Origin of the sequence: Marinobacter sp. G11 (genome assembly GCF_021282325.1) — a bacterium.
GTDB classification, from domain to species: domain Bacteria; phylum Pseudomonadota; class Gammaproteobacteria; order Pseudomonadales; family Oleiphilaceae; genus Marinobacter; species Marinobacter vinifirmus.
Genome location: NZ_JAJSPB010000011.1, coordinates 91,957 through 110,478, shown reverse-complemented (window position 1 = coordinate 110,478; position 18,522 = coordinate 91,957). Strand labels below are relative to the sequence as shown.

General features: G+C 57.4%; 15 protein-coding genes and 1 riboswitch. Of the genes, 1 reads left to right on the top strand and 14 read right to left on the bottom strand.

Annotated elements, in window-relative coordinates; all coding sequences use genetic code 11:
• Positions 1 to 136 precede the first annotated feature (136 nt).
• From LWH94_RS09365 to LWH94_RS09355, 3 genes are all read right to left on the bottom strand, one after another.
• Positions 137 to 469, bottom strand: a complete 333-nt coding sequence (locus LWH94_RS09365) for a hypothetical protein (protein WP_232901999.1) — start codon at positions 467 to 469, stop codon at positions 137 to 139.
• A gap of 102 nt (positions 470 to 571) precedes the next feature.
• Complete coding sequence (locus tag LWH94_RS09360) at positions 572 to 865, bottom strand: hypothetical protein (protein ID WP_232901998.1); 294 nt, start codon at positions 863 to 865, stop codon at positions 572 to 574.
• Positions 866 to 1,401: 536 nt separating this feature from the next.
• Positions 1,402 to 1,725, bottom strand: a complete 324-nt coding sequence (locus LWH94_RS09355) for a hypothetical protein (protein WP_232901997.1) — start codon at positions 1,723 to 1,725, stop codon at positions 1,402 to 1,404.
• An 848-nt stretch (positions 1,726 to 2,573) separates the two neighbouring features.
• Between LWH94_RS09355 and LWH94_RS09350 the strand changes: the two genes are divergently transcribed.
• Positions 2,574 to 3,377 carry an enoyl-CoA hydratase-related protein gene (locus LWH94_RS09350; protein ID WP_232901996.1) on the top strand — a complete coding sequence of 268 codons (804 nt, stop codon included), beginning with the start codon at positions 2,574 to 2,576 and terminating at the stop codon, positions 3,375 to 3,377.
• A gap of 50 nt (positions 3,378 to 3,427) precedes the next feature.
• On the opposite strand, the gene LWH94_RS09345 is transcribed toward LWH94_RS09350, so the two are convergent.
• The 11 genes from LWH94_RS09345 to LWH94_RS09295 form a co-directional block, all read right to left on the bottom strand.
• Positions 3,428 to 4,486 carry a ribonucleotide-diphosphate reductase subunit beta gene (locus tag LWH94_RS09345; RefSeq protein ID WP_232901995.1) on the bottom strand — a complete coding sequence of 353 codons (1,059 nt, stop codon included), beginning with the start codon at positions 4,484 to 4,486 and terminating at the stop codon, positions 3,428 to 3,430.
• A gap of 68 nt (positions 4,487 to 4,554) precedes the next feature.
• Positions 4,555 to 7,314 (bottom strand): ribonucleoside-diphosphate reductase subunit alpha, encoded by a 2,760-nt coding sequence (locus LWH94_RS09340; protein ID WP_232901994.1) that lies wholly within the window; start codon positions 7,312 to 7,314, stop codon positions 4,555 to 4,557.
• 306 nt (positions 7,315 to 7,620) lie between these two features.
• Positions 7,621 to 7,840: riboswitch (cobalamin riboswitch) on the bottom strand.
• An 88-nt stretch (positions 7,841 to 7,928) separates the two neighbouring features.
• Positions 7,929 to 9,434 carry a sodium/proton antiporter NhaB gene (gene nhaB / locus LWH94_RS09335; protein ID WP_058342155.1) on the bottom strand — a complete coding sequence of 502 codons (1,506 nt, stop codon included), beginning with the start codon at positions 9,432 to 9,434 and terminating at the stop codon, positions 7,929 to 7,931.
• Positions 9,435 to 9,651: 217 nt separating this feature from the next.
• Complete coding sequence (gene glmS / locus LWH94_RS09330; protein ID WP_058342156.1) at positions 9,652 to 11,484, bottom strand: glutamine--fructose-6-phosphate transaminase (isomerizing); 1,833 nt, start codon at positions 11,482 to 11,484, stop codon at positions 9,652 to 9,654.
• A 29-nt stretch (positions 11,485 to 11,513) separates the two neighbouring features.
• Entirely contained in the window at positions 11,514 to 12,878 is a 1,365-nt protein-coding gene (glmU, locus tag LWH94_RS09325) for a bifunctional UDP-N-acetylglucosamine diphosphorylase/glucosamine-1-phosphate N-acetyltransferase GlmU (RefSeq protein WP_232901993.1), read from the bottom strand.
• Between the two features lie 149 nt (positions 12,879 to 13,027).
• Complete coding sequence (locus tag LWH94_RS09320; RefSeq protein WP_058342158.1) at positions 13,028 to 13,450, bottom strand: F0F1 ATP synthase subunit epsilon; 423 nt, start codon at positions 13,448 to 13,450, stop codon at positions 13,028 to 13,030.
• 38 nt (positions 13,451 to 13,488) lie between these two features.
• Positions 13,489 to 14,883 carry a F0F1 ATP synthase subunit beta gene (gene atpD / locus LWH94_RS09315; RefSeq protein ID WP_199457663.1) on the bottom strand — a complete coding sequence of 465 codons (1,395 nt, stop codon included), beginning with the start codon at positions 14,881 to 14,883 and terminating at the stop codon, positions 13,489 to 13,491.
• A 54-nt stretch (positions 14,884 to 14,937) separates the two neighbouring features.
• Positions 14,938 to 15,798: a F0F1 ATP synthase subunit gamma gene (atpG, locus tag LWH94_RS09310; protein ID WP_058342160.1), complete on the bottom strand. Its 861-nt coding sequence runs from the start codon at positions 15,796 to 15,798 to the stop codon at positions 14,938 to 14,940.
• 70 nt (positions 15,799 to 15,868) lie between these two features.
• Complete coding sequence (gene atpA / locus LWH94_RS09305; protein WP_058342161.1) at positions 15,869 to 17,413, bottom strand: F0F1 ATP synthase subunit alpha; 1,545 nt, start codon at positions 17,411 to 17,413, stop codon at positions 15,869 to 15,871.
• A gap of 28 nt (positions 17,414 to 17,441) precedes the next feature.
• Positions 17,442 to 17,978, bottom strand: coding sequence for a F0F1 ATP synthase subunit delta (locus tag LWH94_RS09300; protein WP_058342162.1), 537 nt, complete (start codon positions 17,976 to 17,978; stop codon positions 17,442 to 17,444).
• A 12-nt stretch (positions 17,979 to 17,990) separates the two neighbouring features.
• Positions 17,991 to 18,461 carry a F0F1 ATP synthase subunit B gene (locus LWH94_RS09295; RefSeq protein WP_058342163.1) on the bottom strand — a complete coding sequence of 157 codons (471 nt, stop codon included), beginning with the start codon at positions 18,459 to 18,461 and terminating at the stop codon, positions 17,991 to 17,993.
• Positions 18,462 to 18,522 lie beyond the last annotated feature (61 nt).

Genomic DNA, 18,522 nt, shown 5'->3' with positions numbered 1-18,522 from the left:
TGTAAGTGCCTGACAGCTCGACGAGACTAGCGAAGCAGGCGTTCTCGCTCATGGGTTTAGGTTGGCCGCTGGTGCGGCCAAAAAATCACTATTGTCTGTTGATTCCGAGAAGGCTCATATGTGTTAGGCACCTGTCTCAATCCTTGAATTTTAGATACAACGTTGCACCACCAACCACGACAGTAGCTAACGTAGCCAACACGCCTACAGCAGCCCCTTTTGCAAAACCGGCTTCGTGGCCACGGGAATACCCTTTTTCCTCGCCTGAATAGTACCCCTTGAGACCTGGGGAGGCGTCTTCTGAAAAAACAAATTCTTCTACTTTTTCTGACACCACGGGCTCCCGCATAAGCCTCTCTAGCAAAGCTTTAGCCGCCTCCGTGGTCATTTCGTTAAGGGCTGCAAATTCCCTCAGGTGCTCATTATTTGAAAGTATTTTTTCAGCCTTCTCTACAACATCTGCACTCATGGTGTCTCCTTTCTATTTTTTATGCCTAACGCCGCTCAGCACGCGCGCCGTTGTAGTGGAGGCGAAGCCGCAACGAAAAAGGCGTCGCCGTGCCTGGCATGGTTATGTTGCCGACCACAGAACGACGACCAAGCCCTGCCAGAACAATGTAACGATAACCCACACCGCGCAACCAACCCAGAGGTAAGTCGGAACTCTATACTGGTAAACGAACCAACTGCCGACGAGCTGGGCAACAGCAGTAATGCCGACCATCGCACTAATGGATGCGTAGAGTTGACGAGATGCCGCTTCGAAATCGAAGTACACGCAGAAGTGAACGATGCCAAGGATGATCGCTGCGATCAGGACGATGAAGACAGCCAGCTTTCTCCAACTGGCAATATCGTCATTCATCAGTGACTGGCGGATGTTTTGGAACCGAATAATCCTACCCTCCTTGGAGAACATAACGCTGAGGTAACCGGCGCCGGAGCGCAGCGGAGGGAACCAAAAGCGGTACGCTTTTGGCGTCCGGTTGACCGCCTGGTTAATGGCCGTTCACCACCGTGGTTAAGCATGGAAACCCAGACCGCATGCCCTCTCCCGGAAAGCTTGCACCAACTCGACGGATGACGAAAGGAACCAGAACGCAAAGGCTACCGGCCCGATTACCGTTTAAGACGGACGGCCCCACGACTGGGGCACACCATGAATACCAAACACCGCTGGCCATTGTGGCAACCAAACCAGACAGCGAACTTTCCGGCCTTGGCGATCACCAGAGTGAGCGGGCTTACAACCAATCCCGGTGCCAAGGCCTTTGCACCCCGCCTGCTAAAAACTTACGAATGCCGGGCCAATAACGCCAACGTTTAGCGGCGCCCATGTAGCGCAGCGAAATGGGCGTCCGGTGTAGGGCCGGCAGGCCCGGAACGTACTACAACGACTTGTTAACCATACTTGATGGCTAGCAAAATTGCCGACACTGCCGCCGCAGCTAAAAACGGGGCCATGAGTATGAGCAAAGAGACTCGATACTCCTTTAGTGACTGATAACTCCAATAGGCAGCAACAAAAAAGGAAGCCACCCCTACCCCATGGGCCCACTTACCCGAAAACTCAGCGAGTCCCGTGCGCCCAGGTAGCGTCACATTGTCGAAATAGAATGCCACCGTACCGGCAACCAGGAACACGAAACTGAACAAACCATTAATGAATGACAAGCGCCGACGATAATAGCTAGCATCCCTGATGACTGGATCAAACTTCCACAATGCACGGCTCTCCAGATTACCCGTGTGGTTAACGATGTACGTTCATCTGCCCGAGCGAAGCGAGGGTCGGATGAATGTGTTGTTATACGGACCGTCCTGAAAGGCTCTCATACTCCACCTTATTCCCAGACCACTCCGCATCCAGCAGACATCCCTGGAAAGCTATCAGGCAAAGGGGCAGCGCGGGCACCGAAGATGCGAAGGCACGGAACAAAGGCGACCACGATTGCCGGTTGATCCGCCTTCCCTCAAGAGCCAAGCCAGACGGATCAAGCCGCGACTTATCCGTCTGGCTTGGCTCTTGAGGGTAGCAGGGAGAGCGCTCAACGGCGATCCGCTCTATTTGTTTTCTTGCAGCCGTTTTCAAAACCAGAAAAATACTGTTTATATATACAGTATATTCGGGTAGCCTTCGGTGAAAGGGCAAGAAAACCCCTTGCACCCTCACCCACCGCTATAACAGTGAATTCTACGAACGAGTTCGTATATCCCGCATTCGTATAATTCCAACCAAAACGCGCCCGAAATTTTTAATTTTTCTAAACAAAAACAACAACCTAAGAAAACGAACCACGGCTACCGCCGGAGTTATACGCCCTGATTCGAGCCACCCCTGCTCCTACTTAGGGGCGTATAACTCCGCCCCTGAAAACCCCACATTTTAAACATATCAGAAGGTTACTAACATTTCCCATGCATTTCCCCGGAGTTTTGCGAACGGGTTCGTATAACTCCACTGTTTGTTAATCCATGCAGCACGGGCCCTTGGCCAAGGCGGTCGAAGGTTCTTGGCATGGGCCAATCATAGGGAGACAATCGCCCTGAGTTTACAGAACAAGGACTCCACTATGGCCAGCTTGCCCCAACTTACGGATGCCCTGCTCACCCTGGAAAACGGGGTGGCCGTGCTGACCCTGAACCGGCACGACCTGCGCAATGCCCTCACCGGCTCCCACCTGATTGATGACATCGTCACCACAGCAGAGTGGGTCAACCACTGCCAGGACGTATCCGTGCTGGTGATCACCGGGGCGGGGTCGGCGTTCAGTGCCGGCGGCAATATCCGCGATATGGCTAATCGCAGCGGCGATTTCGCTGGCAATCCAGCCGAATGTGCAGAACGCTATCGCAAGGGTATCCAGCGTATTCCCCTGGCGATGCAGGCGGTGGAGGTGCCGGTGATTGCCGCGGTGAACGGGCCAGCCATTGGCGCCGGGTTTGACCTGGCCAATATGGCGGATATCCGAATTGCTGCGGACTCGGCTAAATTCGGCGAGACGTTTCTGAATCTGGGCATCATTCCCGGCGACGGTGGCGCCTGGTTTATGCAACGGCTGATTGGTTACCAGCGTGCCTTCGAGCTGACGCTGACCGGCCGCATCGTGGACGCCGCAGAAGCGAAGGAACTGGGCATTGTGATGGATGTGGTACCAGCCGATGAGCTGATGCCGGCAACCCTGAAGATGGCCAGCAAAATGGCCAGCCAGCCGCCCAAGGCAACGCGGCTGACCAAGCGGCTGATGATGATGGCCCAGCGCACCGAGCTGAGGGATTTCCTGGATATCTGCGCCTGTTTCCAGGGCATGAGCCACAACGAGCCAGAGCACCTGGACGCAGTGAACCGGATGCTGGAAGCCATGGCGCGGAAATAACCCTACCGGAGCTGCCCGACATATCGGACAGCTCTGCCCCCCCTACCTGCTTACCACTCCAACTGAGCGCCGGTCTGGTATTCAATCACCCGGGTCTCAAAGAAGTTCTTCTCCTTGCGCATGGTGGCTTGCTCGTCCAGCCAGGGCGAGACGTTTTTCGCCCCCGGGAACGGCTCTTCCAGCCCTACGGTGCGCGCCCTCCGGTTGGCCACAAACCGGAACTGCTCGGTGTGGTATTCCGCCGAGTAACCCATAATCGGGTCGCGCAGAATGTAGTTGGCGTAAGCCATCTCAGCCGCTTCGGATTCGTCCCACATATCGCGCACGGCTTTGGGGTCGAAACTGATGTTTTCCTCCTCCAGGATCTGGTTCACCACTTTCAGGCCGAAGGAGAAGTGCATGGCTTCGTCCCGCAGGATGTACTGCAGCTGTTCACCGGTACCGCGCATCAGGCCCCGGCGCTGAAGGGCGAAGATGGGGCTGAAGCCGTTATAGAACCAGCAGCCTTCAAACACCGCTGCGAAGAACAGGTAAGACATGATGAATTCCTGCAGGTCGTCCGGGTTGCGCAGGTTCATGTCGGAGCGCATGGCAGCGTCCAGCCGGCGGTTGGCCAGCTGGATTTTGCCGTTGATCTCCGGCACCACGCGGTAGCGGTTGTAGATCTCGCTCTGGTCCAGGTTGAGGGTTTCGATGCAGTGCTGGTAGGTCCAGGTGTGCAGGGCTTCTTCGTAAACCTGTCGGGCCTGGTAGATCTGCAGTTCCGGTGCGCTCATTTTCTCCATCACCGCCAGGCCGATGTTGCGCATGGCGAGGATGTCGGAGGTGGTGAGGTAGGCCAGTACGTTTTCGTACACGTGCTTTTCTGCCGGGGTCAGGCGGTGGTGGTAGTCGTGAACGTCCTGGGCCATGTTGACGTCCAGCGGGGTCCAGTGGTTTTTGTTGGCATTCATGAAGTATTCCCAGGCCCAGGGGTACTTGAAGGGTGCCAACTGGTTGATGTCGGTTTCGCCGTTGATGACGCGTTTGTCGTCTACGTTCACCGGCGCCGGGCCTTCGGGGTTTGCGGCTTGCGGTGCGGGTTTTGATTCGTCGTCCCAGTTCAGCATGGGGGCATCCTCTTAAAGATTGTGTTGGCCACGGAAACCATATATGGATTCCGTGGCTAAAAAGTCTGTTACTGACAGGCCTCGCAGTCCGGGTCATCGATGCTGCAAACCTGCGGCTGTGGCGCAGACACCGGGGCGGTTTTTTCGGCGCCGGTGGCGCCCAGGGAGCGCAGGTAGTAGGTGGTTTTCAGGCCGCGTTCCCAGGCCAGCTGGTACAGGGCATCGAGCTTTTTGCCGCTGGGTTCGGCCATGTACAGGTTCAGGCTCTGGGCCTGGTCCAGCCATTTCTGGCGGCGGGCGGCGGCTTCTACCAGCCAGCGGGCGTCGATTTCGAAGGCGGTGGCGTAGCGGGCTTTGAGTTCCGCCGGTATGCGGTCGATCTGCTGCACGCTGCCGTCGAAGTATTTCAGGTCGTTCACCATCACGTTGTCCCACAGGCCTTCCGCCTTGAGATCCCGCACCAGTGAAGGGTTCACCACGGTGAACTCGCCGGACAGGTTCGATTTCACAAACAGGTTCTGGTACGCCGGTTCAATGGACTGGGACACGCCGACAATGTTGGAGATGGTGGCCGTGGGCGCGATGGCCATGACGTTGCTGTTGCGCATGCCGTATTTGGCGATCAGCTCCCGCACCGGGGTCCAGTCAAGGCGGCTGTCGGTGTTCAGGGACAGGTCACCGTCTTTCCTCGCCTCTTTTAAAAGAGCGATGGAGTCGATGGGCAGGATGCCCTGCTGCCACAGGGAGCCTTCGTAGGTTTCGTAGGCACCGCGTTCGCCGGCCAGGGTGGCGGAGGCGCGAATGGCGAAGTAGCTGAGCTGCTCCATGGCCACGTCGGCAAACTCTACCGCTTCCGGGCTGGTGTAAGGCAGGCCCAGTTGATACAGAGCATCCTGGAAACCCATCAGGCCCAGGCCCACCGGGCGGTGTTTGAGGTTGGAGTTGCGGGCCTGGGGCACGGCGTAGAAGTTAATGTCGATAACGTTGTCGAGCATGCGCACGGCGGTGTTTACGGTGCGTTCCAGGCGTTGTACATCCAGCTCGCCGTCCTTGATGTGGGCCGCCAGGTTCACCGAACCCAGGTTGCACACGGCGATTTCGTCCGCGCTGGTGTTCAGGGTGATTTCGGTACACAGGTTGGAGCTGTGCACCACGCCCTGATGCTGCTGCGGGGAGCGCAGGTTGCAGGGGTCTTTGAAGGTGATCCAGGGATGGCCGGTTTCGAACAGCACAGTCAGCATTTTGCGCCACAGCTGCTTGGCCGGAATTTTCTTGAACAGCTTGATCTTGCCCTGCTCTGCCAGCGCTTCGTAGTGCTGGTAGCGTTCCCGGAATTCGTTACCGTAGAGATCGTGCAGATCCGGCGTATCGCTGGGGGAGAACAGGGTCCAGTCCCGGTCTTCACGCATGCGTTCGATCAGCAAATCCGGCACCCAGTTGGCGGTGTTCATGTCGTGGGTGCGGCGGCGTTCGTCGCCGGTGTTCTTGCGCAGTTCCAGGAACTCTTCGATGTCCAGGTGCCAGCTTTCCAGGTAGGCACAGACCGCGCCTTTGCGCTTACCGCCCTGATTCACCGCCACGGCGGTATCGTTCACCACTTTCAAAAACGGCACCACGCCCTGGCTCTGGCCGTTGGTGCCTTTGATGTGGGAACCCAGCGCCCGCACCGGGGTCCAGTCGTTGCCCAGGCCGCCGGCCCATTTGGACAGCAACGCGTTGTCTTTGATGGCGCCGTAAATGCCTTCCAGGTCGTCCTGCACGGTGGTCAGGTAGCAGGAAGACAACTGGGAGTGGCGGGTGCCGCTGTTGAACAATGTCGGCGTGCTGGCCATGTAATCGAAGCTGGACAGCAGGTTGTAGAACTCGATTGCGCGGGCGTTGGCGTCGTCTTCCCGCAGGGCCAGGCCCATGGCCACGCGCATGAAGAATACCTGGGGCAGTTCCAGGCGGGCGCCGTTCCAGTGCAGGAAGTAACGGTCGTACAGGGTTTGCAGGCCGAGGAATCCGAACTGGTGGTCGCGCTCGGGTTTCAGGGCTGCGCCGAGGCGTTCCAGGTCAAAGGCGGCCAGGGCTTCGTCCAGCAATTCGTAGCGGATACCGGTATGGATGAAGGCGCTCAGGGCCTGTGGATAACTCTCTGTCAGGGATTGGTTGCGGGGCAAGTCCAGCGCCTCGGCCGCTTCCAGCCTCAGCTGTTCCAGCAACAGGCGGGCAGTGACGGCACTGTAGTCCGGCTCCCGTTCAATCCGGCCCCGGGCAGTCATGATCAGGGCAGACAACACTTCGGTTTCGGCAATGCCGTCGTACAGGTTGCGCAGGGCTTCCTCCACCAGGGATTCGCCCTCAATGCCGTCCAGCCCGGTAGCGGCCTGCTCCACCTGCAGTTTCATCAAACCCAGGTCCAGCGGCGCCACGCTGCCGTCGGCTTTTTTCACGGTCAGGTGCGGGTGCGCTTCCATGGGTTCTTCAATGGCGCGCTTGCGGGCGTGTTCTTCCCGGTACAGCACGTAGGCCCGGGCCACTTTCTGTTCCTCCGCCCGCATCAGGGCCAGTTCTACCTGGTCCTGGATGTCTTCAATATGCACCTTGCCCCCGGCCTTCAGGCGCCGGCTGATGGCCTGCACCACTTGTTCGGTGACCCGGTGCACGGCGTCGTTGATACGGGCAGAACCGGCAGCCTGGTCGCCTTCTACCGCAAGGAAGGCCTTGGTAACGGCGACGGTGATCTTGGAAGGGTTAAAGCCAACGAGGGTGCCGTTGCGTTTGATGACCTGAAGGGATTCTGTAGCGGCAACCGCCGGGGGCTCGGGGGACAGGATGGCAGACATGGAACTTCTCCTTGTGTACGCGTGGTGGTGCAGCCTTTGCGTTTGGGAGAAGGGGGAGGTTTTTGCCACGGAATCCACGGAAGGACACGGAAAAATGAAAAGAAAGGGACTGTTTTGCCACGAAATCCACGAAAAAACACGAAAGGAAAAGATAAAAAGCTTTTTTCTTTTCGTAGTAAATCTTTGTTCGTGTTTTTTCGTGGATTTCGTGGCAAAAAAATCAGTAAGTCTTTTCTTTCCGTATTCTTCCGTGGATTTCGTAGCAAAAAAAACAAAACCCACCTGCTCGCCTTTATAAACGCGAAGGTGCAGTGTCTATCCCTGGCAGGTCTTCGGACTCAGGGGCGTAAACCGTGTGGTTCGGCCTTGCGTGGCGACTTCCCGGCGCTTGCCAGTGTCTTTATGCCACGCTCGTTCCCCAATACCGCTGCGCGTCAGTTCCGGACTCTCACCGGATTCCCGACTACCTGAGTGATCACGCTTTGATCACAATATATGGTAGTCAACCAAGGACTTGATCACTATATACAGACTAAGGAGCAGATACAAGAACGCCCGTGGAGCTCGGTGAAAGCGGCACGGGCGTCAGATGAGGCTGTTATCGGGGTCGAGAATCAGAAGGCGTGGGTCACCATGTACAGGCCTACGCCACCCATCACCACGGTGTACGGCAGGGCCATAATCACCATCTTGCCGTAGGACAACCGTACCAGCGGGGCGATGGCGGAGGTGAGCAGGAACAGGAACGCGGCCTGGCCGTTGGGGGTGGCCACGCTGGGCAGGTTGGTGCCGGTGTTTATGGCTACGGCCAGGGTCTGGAAGTGGTCAAAGCTGATGGCGCCGGCATCCAGGGCCTGTTTTACTTCGCTGATGTATACGGTGGCCACGAACACGTTGTCGCTGATCATGGACAGCAGGCCGTTGGCAATGAAGAACATGCCCGGTTGCTGGCCTTCCGGCAGGCTCAGTACGTATTCGATGATGGGCTTGAACAGGTGCTGTTCGTGGATCACCGCCACGATGGCAAAGAACACCACCAGCAGTGAGGTGAACGGCAGGGATTCCTGGAAGGCTTTGCCGATCTGGTGCTCGTCGATCACACCGGTGAAGGAAGTGACCAGGATGATCACCAGCAGGCCGATCAGCCCCACTTCCGCTACGTGGAACGCCAGGCCCAGCACCAGGATCACCGCGGCGGCTGCCTGTACCCACAGGGCGGCCTTATCGGACTTGGTGCGGCTGGCTCTTTCGTTATCGGCATATTCCTGCAACACCTGGCGTACCGGCTTGGGCAGGCGACCGCCGTAGCCGAACCAGCGCAGCTTCTCCAGCGCCCAGCAGGTAAACAGGCCGGCAATCAGTACCGGAATACTCACCGGTGCCATGTGCAGGAAGAAGCCCACGAAATCCCAGCCAACCACCTTGGCGATCAGCAGGTTCTGGGGTTCGCCAACCATGGTGGCCACGCCACCCAGCGCGGTACCAATGGCACCGTGCATCAACAGGCTGCGCAAGAATGCCCGGAAGTTTTCCAGGTCTTCCCGGTGCAGTTCCACCACTTCGGCATCGCTGTTGGCATTGTGGTCTTTCTGCTGATAGCCCTTACCAGACGCCACCTTGTGATACACCGAGTAAAAACCCACCGCCACACTGATGATGACCGCGGTTACCGTAAGGGCATCCAGAAACGCTGACAACACGGCTGCGGCACCACAGAACAGCAGCGAGAGCGCAGACTTGGAGCGTACCCCCACCAGTATCTGGGTGAAGGTCACCAGCAGCAGTTCCTGCATGAAGTAGATACCTGCCACCATGAACATCAGCAGCAGGATAACGGGGAAGTTGATCAGTACTTCGTGATACACCGCATCGGTGTTGGTGAGCCCGATCAGCAACGCCTCCACGGCCAGCAAACCACCCGGCAGCAGGGGATAACACTTCAGGGCCATGGCCAGGGTGAAGATGAATTCGCCGATCAGTAACCAGCCCGCCACCGTGGGCCCGAATACCGCCATCACAATCGGGTTGGCAACCAGGAACAGGATAATGACCTGTTTGTACCAGACTGGAGCCTTACCTAGGAAATTCTGGGTGAAACCGGAAAAGACGCTATCGGGCATTGCTGAAATTCTTCTTGAAGTAGTGGCCGGGGAAGTATGCAACAGGCAACTGTTACCTTCCTTGATATATATGCATAGGTTACCCAGCCGGGGGTTGATCAACGCTCCGTACTTAAACGTACGGCGGGGCCAAAAACTTGCTTCAGGTCATCTGAAAACAAAAAAGCCCCCGGATGCTGGTGAGCATAACGGAGGCTTTTGGCACGGGTGACCGTGCTTATTCCACCGTCACACTCTTGGCCAGGTTACGGGGCTGGTCTACGTCGGTGCCCTTGATAACAGCAACGTGGTAAGACAGCAACTGCAATGGCACGGTGTAGACAATCGGCGCGGTAATCTCGTGTACCGACGGAATCTGCATCACATGGATGCCCTCTTCCGCTTTCACCTGTGCGGCCTTGTCGGCAAATACAAACAGCTCGCCACCCCGGGCCCGGACTTCTTCCAGGTTGGACTTCAGCTTCTCAACCAGGTCGTTGTTCGGTGCCACGGTGACCACCGGCATCTCGCTGTCCACCAGCGCCAGCGGGCCGTGCTTGAGCTCACCGGCCGGATAGGCTTCGGCATGGATGTAGGAGATCTCTTTAAGCTTGAGCGCCCCTTCCATGGCCACCGGGAACTGGGAGCCACGGCCCAGGAACAGGCTGTGGTGCTTGTCCATAAAGGCCTTGGACATTTCTTCGATGTCTGCATCCAGTGCCAGCACATCGCTGACCTGCTTCGGCAGCTGGTGAATAGCAGCCACGATCTCAGCTTCCTTCTCTTCGCTCAGGCCGTTGTGACGGGCCAGGGCCAGGGTGAAGATCAGCAGTGCGGTAAGCTGGGTGGTGAACGCCTTGGTAGAGGCTACGCCGATCTCGGGGCCGGCCTGGGTCATGATCACCAGGTCGGATTCCCGCACCAGGGAGCTGCCCGGTACGTTGCAGATGGCCAGGGCCGCCCGGAAACCGGCTTTCTTGGCCTGGCGCAGGGCGGCCAGGGTATCGGCGGTTTCGCCGGACTGGGAGATGCACAGGAACAGGGTATCCGGCTGGATCACGTGCTTGCGGTAGCGGAATTCGGACGCAACTTCCACGGAGCAAGGGATGCCGGCCAGGTCTTCAATCCAGTAACGGGCCACCATGCCGGCGTGGTAGGAAGTACCACAGGCGATGATCTGCACATGGCGCACGTTTTCCAGCAGGTTGGCGGCGTCGGTGCCCAGGGCCTGTTCCAGCACACGGCTGTCGGTGATGCGGCCTTCCATGGTGGCCTTGATCACTTTCGGCTGCTCGTAGATTTCCTTGAGCATGTAGTGGCGGTATTCGCCCTTGTCGGCGGAATCGGCACCGTGCTCGAAACGGGTAATGGCGCGCTCTACGGCTATGCCTTCGCGGTCATGGATCTCGATGCTGCCTTTGCGGATGTCGGCAATATCGCCTTCTTCCAGGAACATGAAACGGTCGGTCACCGGCAGCAGGGCCAGCTGATCGGAAGCGATGAAGTTTTCACCGATTCCCACACCAATTACCAGCGGGCTGCCCTGACGGCAGACTACCATGTGATCCGGCTCATCAGCGTGGACAACGGCCAGGGCATAGGCACCGCGCAGGCGATCCAGGGCGGTTTTCACCGCCTGGTACAGGCCGCCACCGGCCCGGTAGTTTTTAGCGATCAGGTGCGCCACTACCTCGGTGTCGGTCTGGGACGTGAACTCGAAGCCCTCGGCTTTCAGTTCGTCCCGCAGTTCCTGGTAGTTTTCGATGATGCCGTTATGAACGATGGCCAGGCGGTCACCAGACATGTGGGGATGGGCGTTGAGCTTGGACGGCTCGCCATGGGTCGCCCAGCGGGTGTGGGCAATGCCCACGTGGCCTGCAACCGGGTTCGCGGCGATAGCGTCTGCCAGGGCAGCTACCTTGCCTACCTCCCGGGCCCGCTGTACCTGGTCGGCGCTGCTGATTACGGCCATACCGGCGGAGTCGTAACCCCGGTATTCAAGGCGGCGCAGGCCCTCCAGCAAAATACCCTGGACGTCCCGTTCAGATACCGCTCCTACAATCCCACACATGCTGTTGTCACCTGTTCGTTAATCGGTCTTTACGCTTTTTTCGGCCGTTCCCAGCCGGAGATGTTTCGCTGCTTGCCGCGGGCCACGGCCAGTTCGCCTTCACTGATGTCCCGGGTGATGGTCGAGCCGGCACCGATGGTCGCCTGGTCCGCAACAGACACCGGGGCCACCAGCGAGGTGTTGGAACCCACAAACACGCCATCGCCCAACACAGTCTTGTGCTTGTTCACGCCATCATAGTTACACGTGATGGTGCCTGCACCCACATTCACATTACGGCCCAGTGAGGCATCGCCCACATAGCTCAGGTGGTTGATTTTGCTGCCCTCACCCACCACGGCTTTCTTGGTTTCCACAAAGTTGCCAACCTTGGTGTTGGCAGCCAGTTCGGTGCCCGGGCGCAGGCGGGCAAACGGGCCAATCTGGGCGTTGGCACCCACCACGGCACCTTCGATGACGCTGTTGGCTTTTATCTCAGCGCCATCGGCAATGGTGGCATCCTTGATCACGCAGTTGGGCCCGATCACCACGTTGCTGCCGAGGCTTACCTTGCCTTCGAACACGGCGTTGACGTCAATCCACAGGTCGTTACCAATGGTCAGCTCGCCGCGAACATCAATGCGGGCCGGGTCGGCCAGGGTGGCACCTTCGGTCATCAGGCGCTCGGCCTGCTGGCGCTGATACCAGCGTTCCAGCTCGGCCAGCTGCAGGCGGTTATTCACACCCTGCACTTCAAACGGGTTCAGGGGCTGCGAAACCGTGACCGACAGGCCGTTATCCACAGCCATGGCAATGATGTCGGTCAGGTAGTATTCACCCTGGGCATTACTGTTAGATAACGTCGGCAACCAGCTTTTCAGGTGGCTGGCCGATACCGCCAGGATGCCGGTGTTTACTTCGTTGATATCCTGCTGCTCGGCGGTGGCATCTTTCTGCTCTACAATCGCCTGAACCTGCCCCTGGTCGTTACGGACAATCCGGCCATAACCGTGGGGGTTGTCCATATCCACGGTCAGCAGGGCCAGGTTGCGGTCGTCCAGGTCACTGACCATGGCCTCCAGGGTGTCTTTACGGGTCAGCGGAACATCGCCATAGAGTATCAGTACCCGGGCGTTATCCGGCAGGTCCGGCAGGGCCTGGGCCACGGCATGGCCGGTACCCAGTTGTTCGGTCTGGAGCACCCAGTTCACCGAGTCGTCATGCAGTGACGCCCGTACCTGGTCCGCGCCATGGCCGATCACTGTGTGAATTTTCTCCGCGCCCAGTTGCTTTGCGGTGTCGACCACATGGTGCAACATGGGCTTGCCGGCTACGGGGTGCAAGACCTTCGGCAGGGCGGATTTCATCCTTGAACCCTGACCGGCGGCCAGGATCACAACGTGTAGCGGGTTCATGGGGCGTACAGCTCCAAACTCTTTATCCGGTAGAAAATAAAAAACCGCGTCCCGGCGGAAACCCCTCTGTTTCCGGTAGGAAACACAGAGCCCTCCACCTGAGGATGCGGTTCACTGTCAGGCCAGTCCGGGCACTGACGCAAGCCTGCTTAACGCAGGTTCTTGCGCAGTTTCTGGATGGTACGCAGCTGAGCGGCGGCTTCTGCCAGCTCGGCGGCGGCCCGGGAGTACTCAAACTCGCCTGTCTTATTCGCCAGTGCCTTCTCGGCTTCCTTCTGGGCTTCCAGTGCTGCGGCTTCGTCTACATCTTTTGCACGAACTGCAGAATCAGCCATCAGGGTAACCAGGTTAGGCTGCACTTCCAGGTAGCCACCTGAAACGTACAGAATCTCCTCGGTGCCACCCTGCTTGATGATCCGCACTGCGCCCGGCTTGAGCGCAGACAGCAGCGGAGCATGGCCAAACTGGATACCAAGCTCACCCTCGGTACCGGTGGCGATCAGCATCTCCACCAGACCGGAGTAAATTTTTTCCTCGGCACTTACGACGTCACAATGTACGGTCATAGCCATTTCTTACGCCTCTTGGGTCAGAAAGGGAAGAAGGAGGTTTACTTGCCTTCTTTCTCTTTCATTGCCTTAGCCTTCTCGATTGCCTCTTCGATACCACCGCACATGTAGAAGGCCTGCTCCGGCATGTCGTCGTAGTCACCGTTCAGGATACCTTCGAAGCTGGCGATGGTTTCCTTCAGAGACACGTACTTACCAGGGGAACCGGTAAATACTTCTGCTACGTGGAACGGCTGAGACAGGAAGCGTTCGATCTTACGCGCACGGGAAACGGTCAGCTTGTCGTCTTCTGACAGCTCGTCCATACCCAGGATCGCGATGATGTCTTTCAGTTCCTTGTAACGCTGCAGAACGTTCTGAACGCCACGGGCAACGTTGTAGTGCTGCTCACCAATCACCAGCGGATCCAGCTGACGGGAGGTGGAGTCGAGCGGATCGATCGCCGGGTAAATACCCTTGGAAGCGATGTCACGGCTCAGTACCACGGTCGCGTCAAGGTGCGAGAAGGTGGTGGCCGGAGACGGGTCAGTCAAGTCATCCGCCGGTACGTATACCGCCTGGATAGAGGTGATAGAGCCAGTCTTGGTGGAGGTAATACGCTCCTGCAGCTCACCCATTTCCTGGGCCAGGGTCGGCTGGTAACCTACCGCTGAAGGCATACGGCCCAGCAGTGCGGATACTTCGGTACCGGCCAGGGTGTAACGGTAGATGTTGTCAACGAACAACAGTACGTCACGGCCTTCGTCACGGAACTTCTCGGCCATGGTGAGACCGGTCAGGGCCACACGCAGACGGTTTCCAGGGGGCTCGTTCATCTGGCCGTATACCATGGCAACCTTATCGAGAACGTTAGACTCCTTCATTTCGTAGTAGAAGTCGTTACCCTCACGGGTACGCTCACCAACACCGGCGAATACAGAGAGACCGGAGTGCTCTTTCGCGATGTTGTTGATCAGTTCCATCATGTTTACGGTTTTGCCTACACCGGCACCACCGAACAGGCCAACCTTACCACCCTTGGCGAACGGGCAGATCAGGTCGATAACCTTGATACCGGTTTCCAGCAGGTCGGCAGACGCTGACTGGTCGGCGTAACCCGGAGCTTTGCGGTGAATACCCCAACGCTCTTCTTCACCGATTTCGCCCTGCTCGTCGATGGGACGACCCAGAACGTCCATGATCCGGCCCAGAGTCTTGGTACCAACCGGTACAGAGATCGGCTTGCCGGTGTTTTCTGCTTTCAGGCCACGCTTCAGGCCCTCGGTGCTGCCCATGGCGATGGTACGAACAATGCCGTCACCCAGCTGCTGCTGGACTTCCAGAGTTGTTTCGCCACCTTCAAGCAGCAGTGCGTCGTAAACGCTTGGCACGGAGTCACGTGGAAATTCCACGTCGATAACCGCGCCAATGATCTGAACGATGTGTCCGCTACTCATGCTCGGTTCCTCGTTATCTAGTAGTCAATAAAACCAGTAGGTTTGTGAGCGCTATCAAACAGATGCGGCGCCGCTCACAATCTCCGAAATCTCTTGTGTGATCGCTGCCTGACGGGCCTTGTTATAGGCCAGCTGAAGCTCGTCAATGATGCTGCCAGCGTTGTCGGTGGCGCTCTTCATAGCGATCATCCGGGCGGCCTGTTCACAGGCCAGATTCTCTACCACACCCTGATACACCTGGGATTCGATATAACGTGGCATCAACCCGTCAAGAATCGGACGTGAGTCCGGCTCGTAGATATAATCCCACTGGCGACCGATGTCTTCATCGGAACCTTCCGGCAGAGGCAACAACTGCTCTGACTTCGGGCTCTGGGTCATGGTGTTGACGAACTCGTTACTGATCAGGAACAGACGGTCGATCTTGCCTGCCTCGAACGAATCCAGCATCACCTTGACACTGCCAATCAGCTTTTCCGCACTCGGGCTGTCGCCCATGTGGGTCAGGGCTGCAACCACGTTTCCGCCATAGCTGCGGAAAAAGGATGCGCCTTTCTGGCCAATGGCACAGATATCAGTCTCAATACCTTTCTCTTTCCATTCACGCATTTCGCGCACGAGCAGCTTGAACGCATTGGTGTTCAGGCCACCACACAGGCCGCGGTCAGAGGAAACTACAATGTAGCCTACCCGCTTGACCTCACGCTCCTGCATGAACGGATGACGGTAATCCTTGTTGGACTTAGCAATGTGTCCGATTACCTGACGCATCTTTTCGGCATACGGGCGAGTTGCCTGCATCCGATCCTGAGCCTTGCGCATCTTACTCGCCGCCACCATTTCCATGGCGGAAGTGATCTTCTGCGTGCTCTTGATGCTTCCGATCTGGTTACGTATTTCTTTTCCGACGGCCATAAGTCACTGCCTTTTCAAGTTAGACACTCAAAGGGACCAGCAAGCCCGCACAATGGCGGGCCCGGTGGATTTACCAGCTCTGAGTGGTCTTGAATTTCTCCAGAGCAGCTTTCAGGCCGGCAGCGATGTCGTCATTGAAGTTACCTTCAGGGCCGATCTTGTCCAGAAGCTCTTTCTGCTCGGAACGCATCCAGTCCAGCAGCTGTGCTTCGAACTTCACAACCTTGTTTACTTCAACATCGTCCAGGAAGCCTTCGTTGGCTGCGAACAGTGAAGTGCCCATTTCCGCAACGGTCATCGGGCTGTACTGGTTCTGCTTCATCAGCTCGGTTACGCGCTGACCATGCTCCAGCTGCTTACGGGTTGCTTCGTCAAGGTCGGAAGCGAACTGGGCGAATGCCGCCAGTTCCCGGTACTGGGCCAGGGCCAGACGGATGTTACCGCCGAGCTTCTTCATGATCTTGGTCTGGGCTGCACCACCTACCCGGGATACGGAGATACCGGCGTTCATGGCCGGACGGATACCGGAGTTGAACAGGTTGGTTTCCAGGAAGATCTGACCATCGGTAATGGAGATTACGTTGGTCGGTACGAATGCAGAAACGTCACCAGCCTGGGTTTCGATGATCGGCAGTGCGGTCAGGGAACCGGTCTTGCCTTTCACTTCACCGTTGGTGAACTGCTCAACGTAGTCAGCGTTTACGCGGGAAGCGCGCTCCAGCAGACGGGAGTGCAGATAGAAAACGTCACCCGGGTATGCTTCACGTCCTGGCGGACGACGCAGCAGCAGGGAGATCTGACGGTAGGCAACGGCCTGCTTGGACAGGTCATCGTATACGATCAGTGCGTCTTCACCGCGGTCGCGGAAGAACTCACCCATGGAGGTACCGGAGTACGGAGCCAGGAACTGCATGGCTGCAGGATCCGCGGCACCGGCAGCAACCACGATGGTGTGGTCCATGGCGCCGTGCTCTTCCAGCTTGCGCACTACGGCGGCAATGGAAGACTGCTTCTGGCCAACGGCAACGTAGATACACTTGATGCCGGTGTGCTTCTGGTTGATGATCGCGTCGATCGCAACCGCAGTCTTACCGATCTGACGGTCACCGATGATCAGCTCACGCTGGCCACGACCGATGGGAACCATGGTGTCGATGGCTTTCAGGCCAGTCTGAACCGGCTCATCAACGGACTGACGAGCGATAACGCCCGGTGCAACCTTCTCGACCGGGGAAGTCAGGCTGTTGCCCAGCTCGCCCTTGCCGTCGATCGGGTTGCCCAGACCGTCTACAACACGGCCCAGCAGTTCGTTACCAACCGGTACTTCCAGGATACGACCGGTACAACGTACCTTCTGGCCTTCAGCCAGACCTTCGTAGTCACCCAGAACAACCGCACCAACAGAATCACGCTCCAGGTTCAGCGCCATGCCGTATGTGCCGTTGGCAAATTCAATCATCTCGCCGTACATAACGTCGGCCAGACCGTGGATCAGTACGATACCGTCAGAAACAGACAGGATCGTACCTTCGTTCTTAGCTTCGGAAGAGATATCGAGGTTCTCGATTCTCTTCTTGATGATGTCACTGATCTCGGATGGATTCAGTTGCTGCATGCCTTTGTCCTCAAACCTTGTGCTGAAATCAGGAGCCCAGAGCCTTGGCCATTCTGGCCAGCTTGCCACGAACTGAAGCGTCGATAACCAGGTCGCCTGTACGTACTACCACGCCGCCGATCAGATTCTGATCAACCGCGGTTTCAAGCTCAACCTTGCGCTCCAGCTTTTTGGACAATGCGTCGATCAGTTTCTGCTGTTCGTCTGCAGACAATTCGAATGCGGTATCGATTGTCAGGTGCACAGACTTCTCGAGGTCTGCACGGTACAAACGGAACAAAGCAGAAATCTCCGGCAACAGGGCCAGACGCTTGTTTTCAGCAAGAATCAACAGGAAGTTTCTGAGTGCTTCAGGCAGCGGCTCTTCAAAACAGTCAGCGAAGAGTTCCGCCTTGCGTTGCTCAGACAGGCCGGGGTTGGCCAGGATGTTCTTTACCTCTTGGTCAGCCGCAACCATAGCTGCGAAAGCCAGAGCCTGATCCCACTGATCAACGGCATTCTGGTCCTGCGCGGCTTTAAAAACGGCTTTCGCGTAGGGTCGGGCTAACGTTGTAAGTTCTGCCATGATGACCCTCTTTTAGAGTTCTGCGGCCAGCTTGTCCAGCATCTCGCTGTGAGCTTTGGCGTCTACAGAGGTTTCCAGAATCTTCTCGGCACCGGCAATGGCCAGAGTGGCCACTTCTGCACGCAGTGCGTCGCGAGCCTGAACACGCTCCTGTTGAATTTCCGCCCTTGCCTGCTCAATAAGCTTGTCGCCTTCTTTGCGAGCGTCGTCCTTGGAGGCTTCGACGATCTGGGCGGCACGCTTGTTGGCCTGGTCAATAAGGGCTGCAGCTTCTTCTTTCGCCTTCTGCAGTTCTTTAGCGGCTTTTTCCTGCGCAAGTTCCAGATCGAGGGAAGCCCGATCTGCGGCAGAGAGGCCGTCTGCAATTTTCTTCTGGCGCGCTTCCATGGCAGCCGTAATCGGCGGCCATACATACTTGACGCAGAACCAGACGAAAATAGCGAAGGCAATCGATTGCCCTATCAACGTAAGGTTTATATTCACGGCAATATACCTCTTGCTATTCGTTGCGTCCTGGTGTCCGGAATGCGGTGGCAGTGCCGGG

Coding starts and splice junctions, on each gene's coding strand:
- glmU (WP_232901993.1), bottom strand. CDS start 12,878: ATGAACCCGCTACACGTTGTGATCCTGGCCGCCGGTCAGGGTTCAAGG.
- glmS (WP_058342156.1), bottom strand. CDS start 11,484: ATGTGTGGGATTGTAGGAGCGGTATCTGAACGGGACGTCCAGGGTATT.
- LWH94_RS09300 (WP_058342162.1), bottom strand. CDS start 17,978: ATGGCAGAACTTACAACGTTAGCCCGACCCTACGCGAAAGCCGTTTTT.
- LWH94_RS09360 (WP_232901998.1), bottom strand. CDS start 865: ATGAATGACGATATTGCCAGTTGGAGAAAGCTGGCTGTCTTCATCGTC.
- LWH94_RS09365 (WP_232901999.1), bottom strand. CDS start 469: ATGAGTGCAGATGTTGTAGAGAAGGCTGAAAAAATACTTTCAAATAAT.
- nhaB (WP_058342155.1), bottom strand. CDS start 9,434: ATGCCCGATAGCGTCTTTTCCGGTTTCACCCAGAATTTCCTAGGTAAG.
- LWH94_RS09340 (WP_232901994.1), bottom strand. CDS start 7,314: ATGTCTGCCATCCTGTCCCCCGAGCCCCCGGCGGTTGCCGCTACAGAA.
- LWH94_RS09345 (WP_232901995.1), bottom strand. CDS start 4,486: ATGCTGAACTGGGACGACGAATCAAAACCCGCACCGCAAGCCGCAAAC.
- atpA (WP_058342161.1), bottom strand. CDS start 17,413: ATGCAGCAACTGAATCCATCCGAGATCAGTGACATCATCAAGAAGAGA.
- LWH94_RS09350 (WP_232901996.1), top strand. CDS start 2,574: ATGGCCAGCTTGCCCCAACTTACGGATGCCCTGCTCACCCTGGAAAAC.
- LWH94_RS09320 (WP_058342158.1), bottom strand. CDS start 13,450: ATGGCTATGACCGTACATTGTGACGTCGTAAGTGCCGAGGAAAAAATT.
- atpG (WP_058342160.1), bottom strand. CDS start 15,798: ATGGCCGTCGGAAAAGAAATACGTAACCAGATCGGAAGCATCAAGAGC.
- atpD (WP_199457663.1), bottom strand. CDS start 14,883: ATGAGTAGCGGACACATCGTTCAGATCATTGGCGCGGTTATCGACGTG.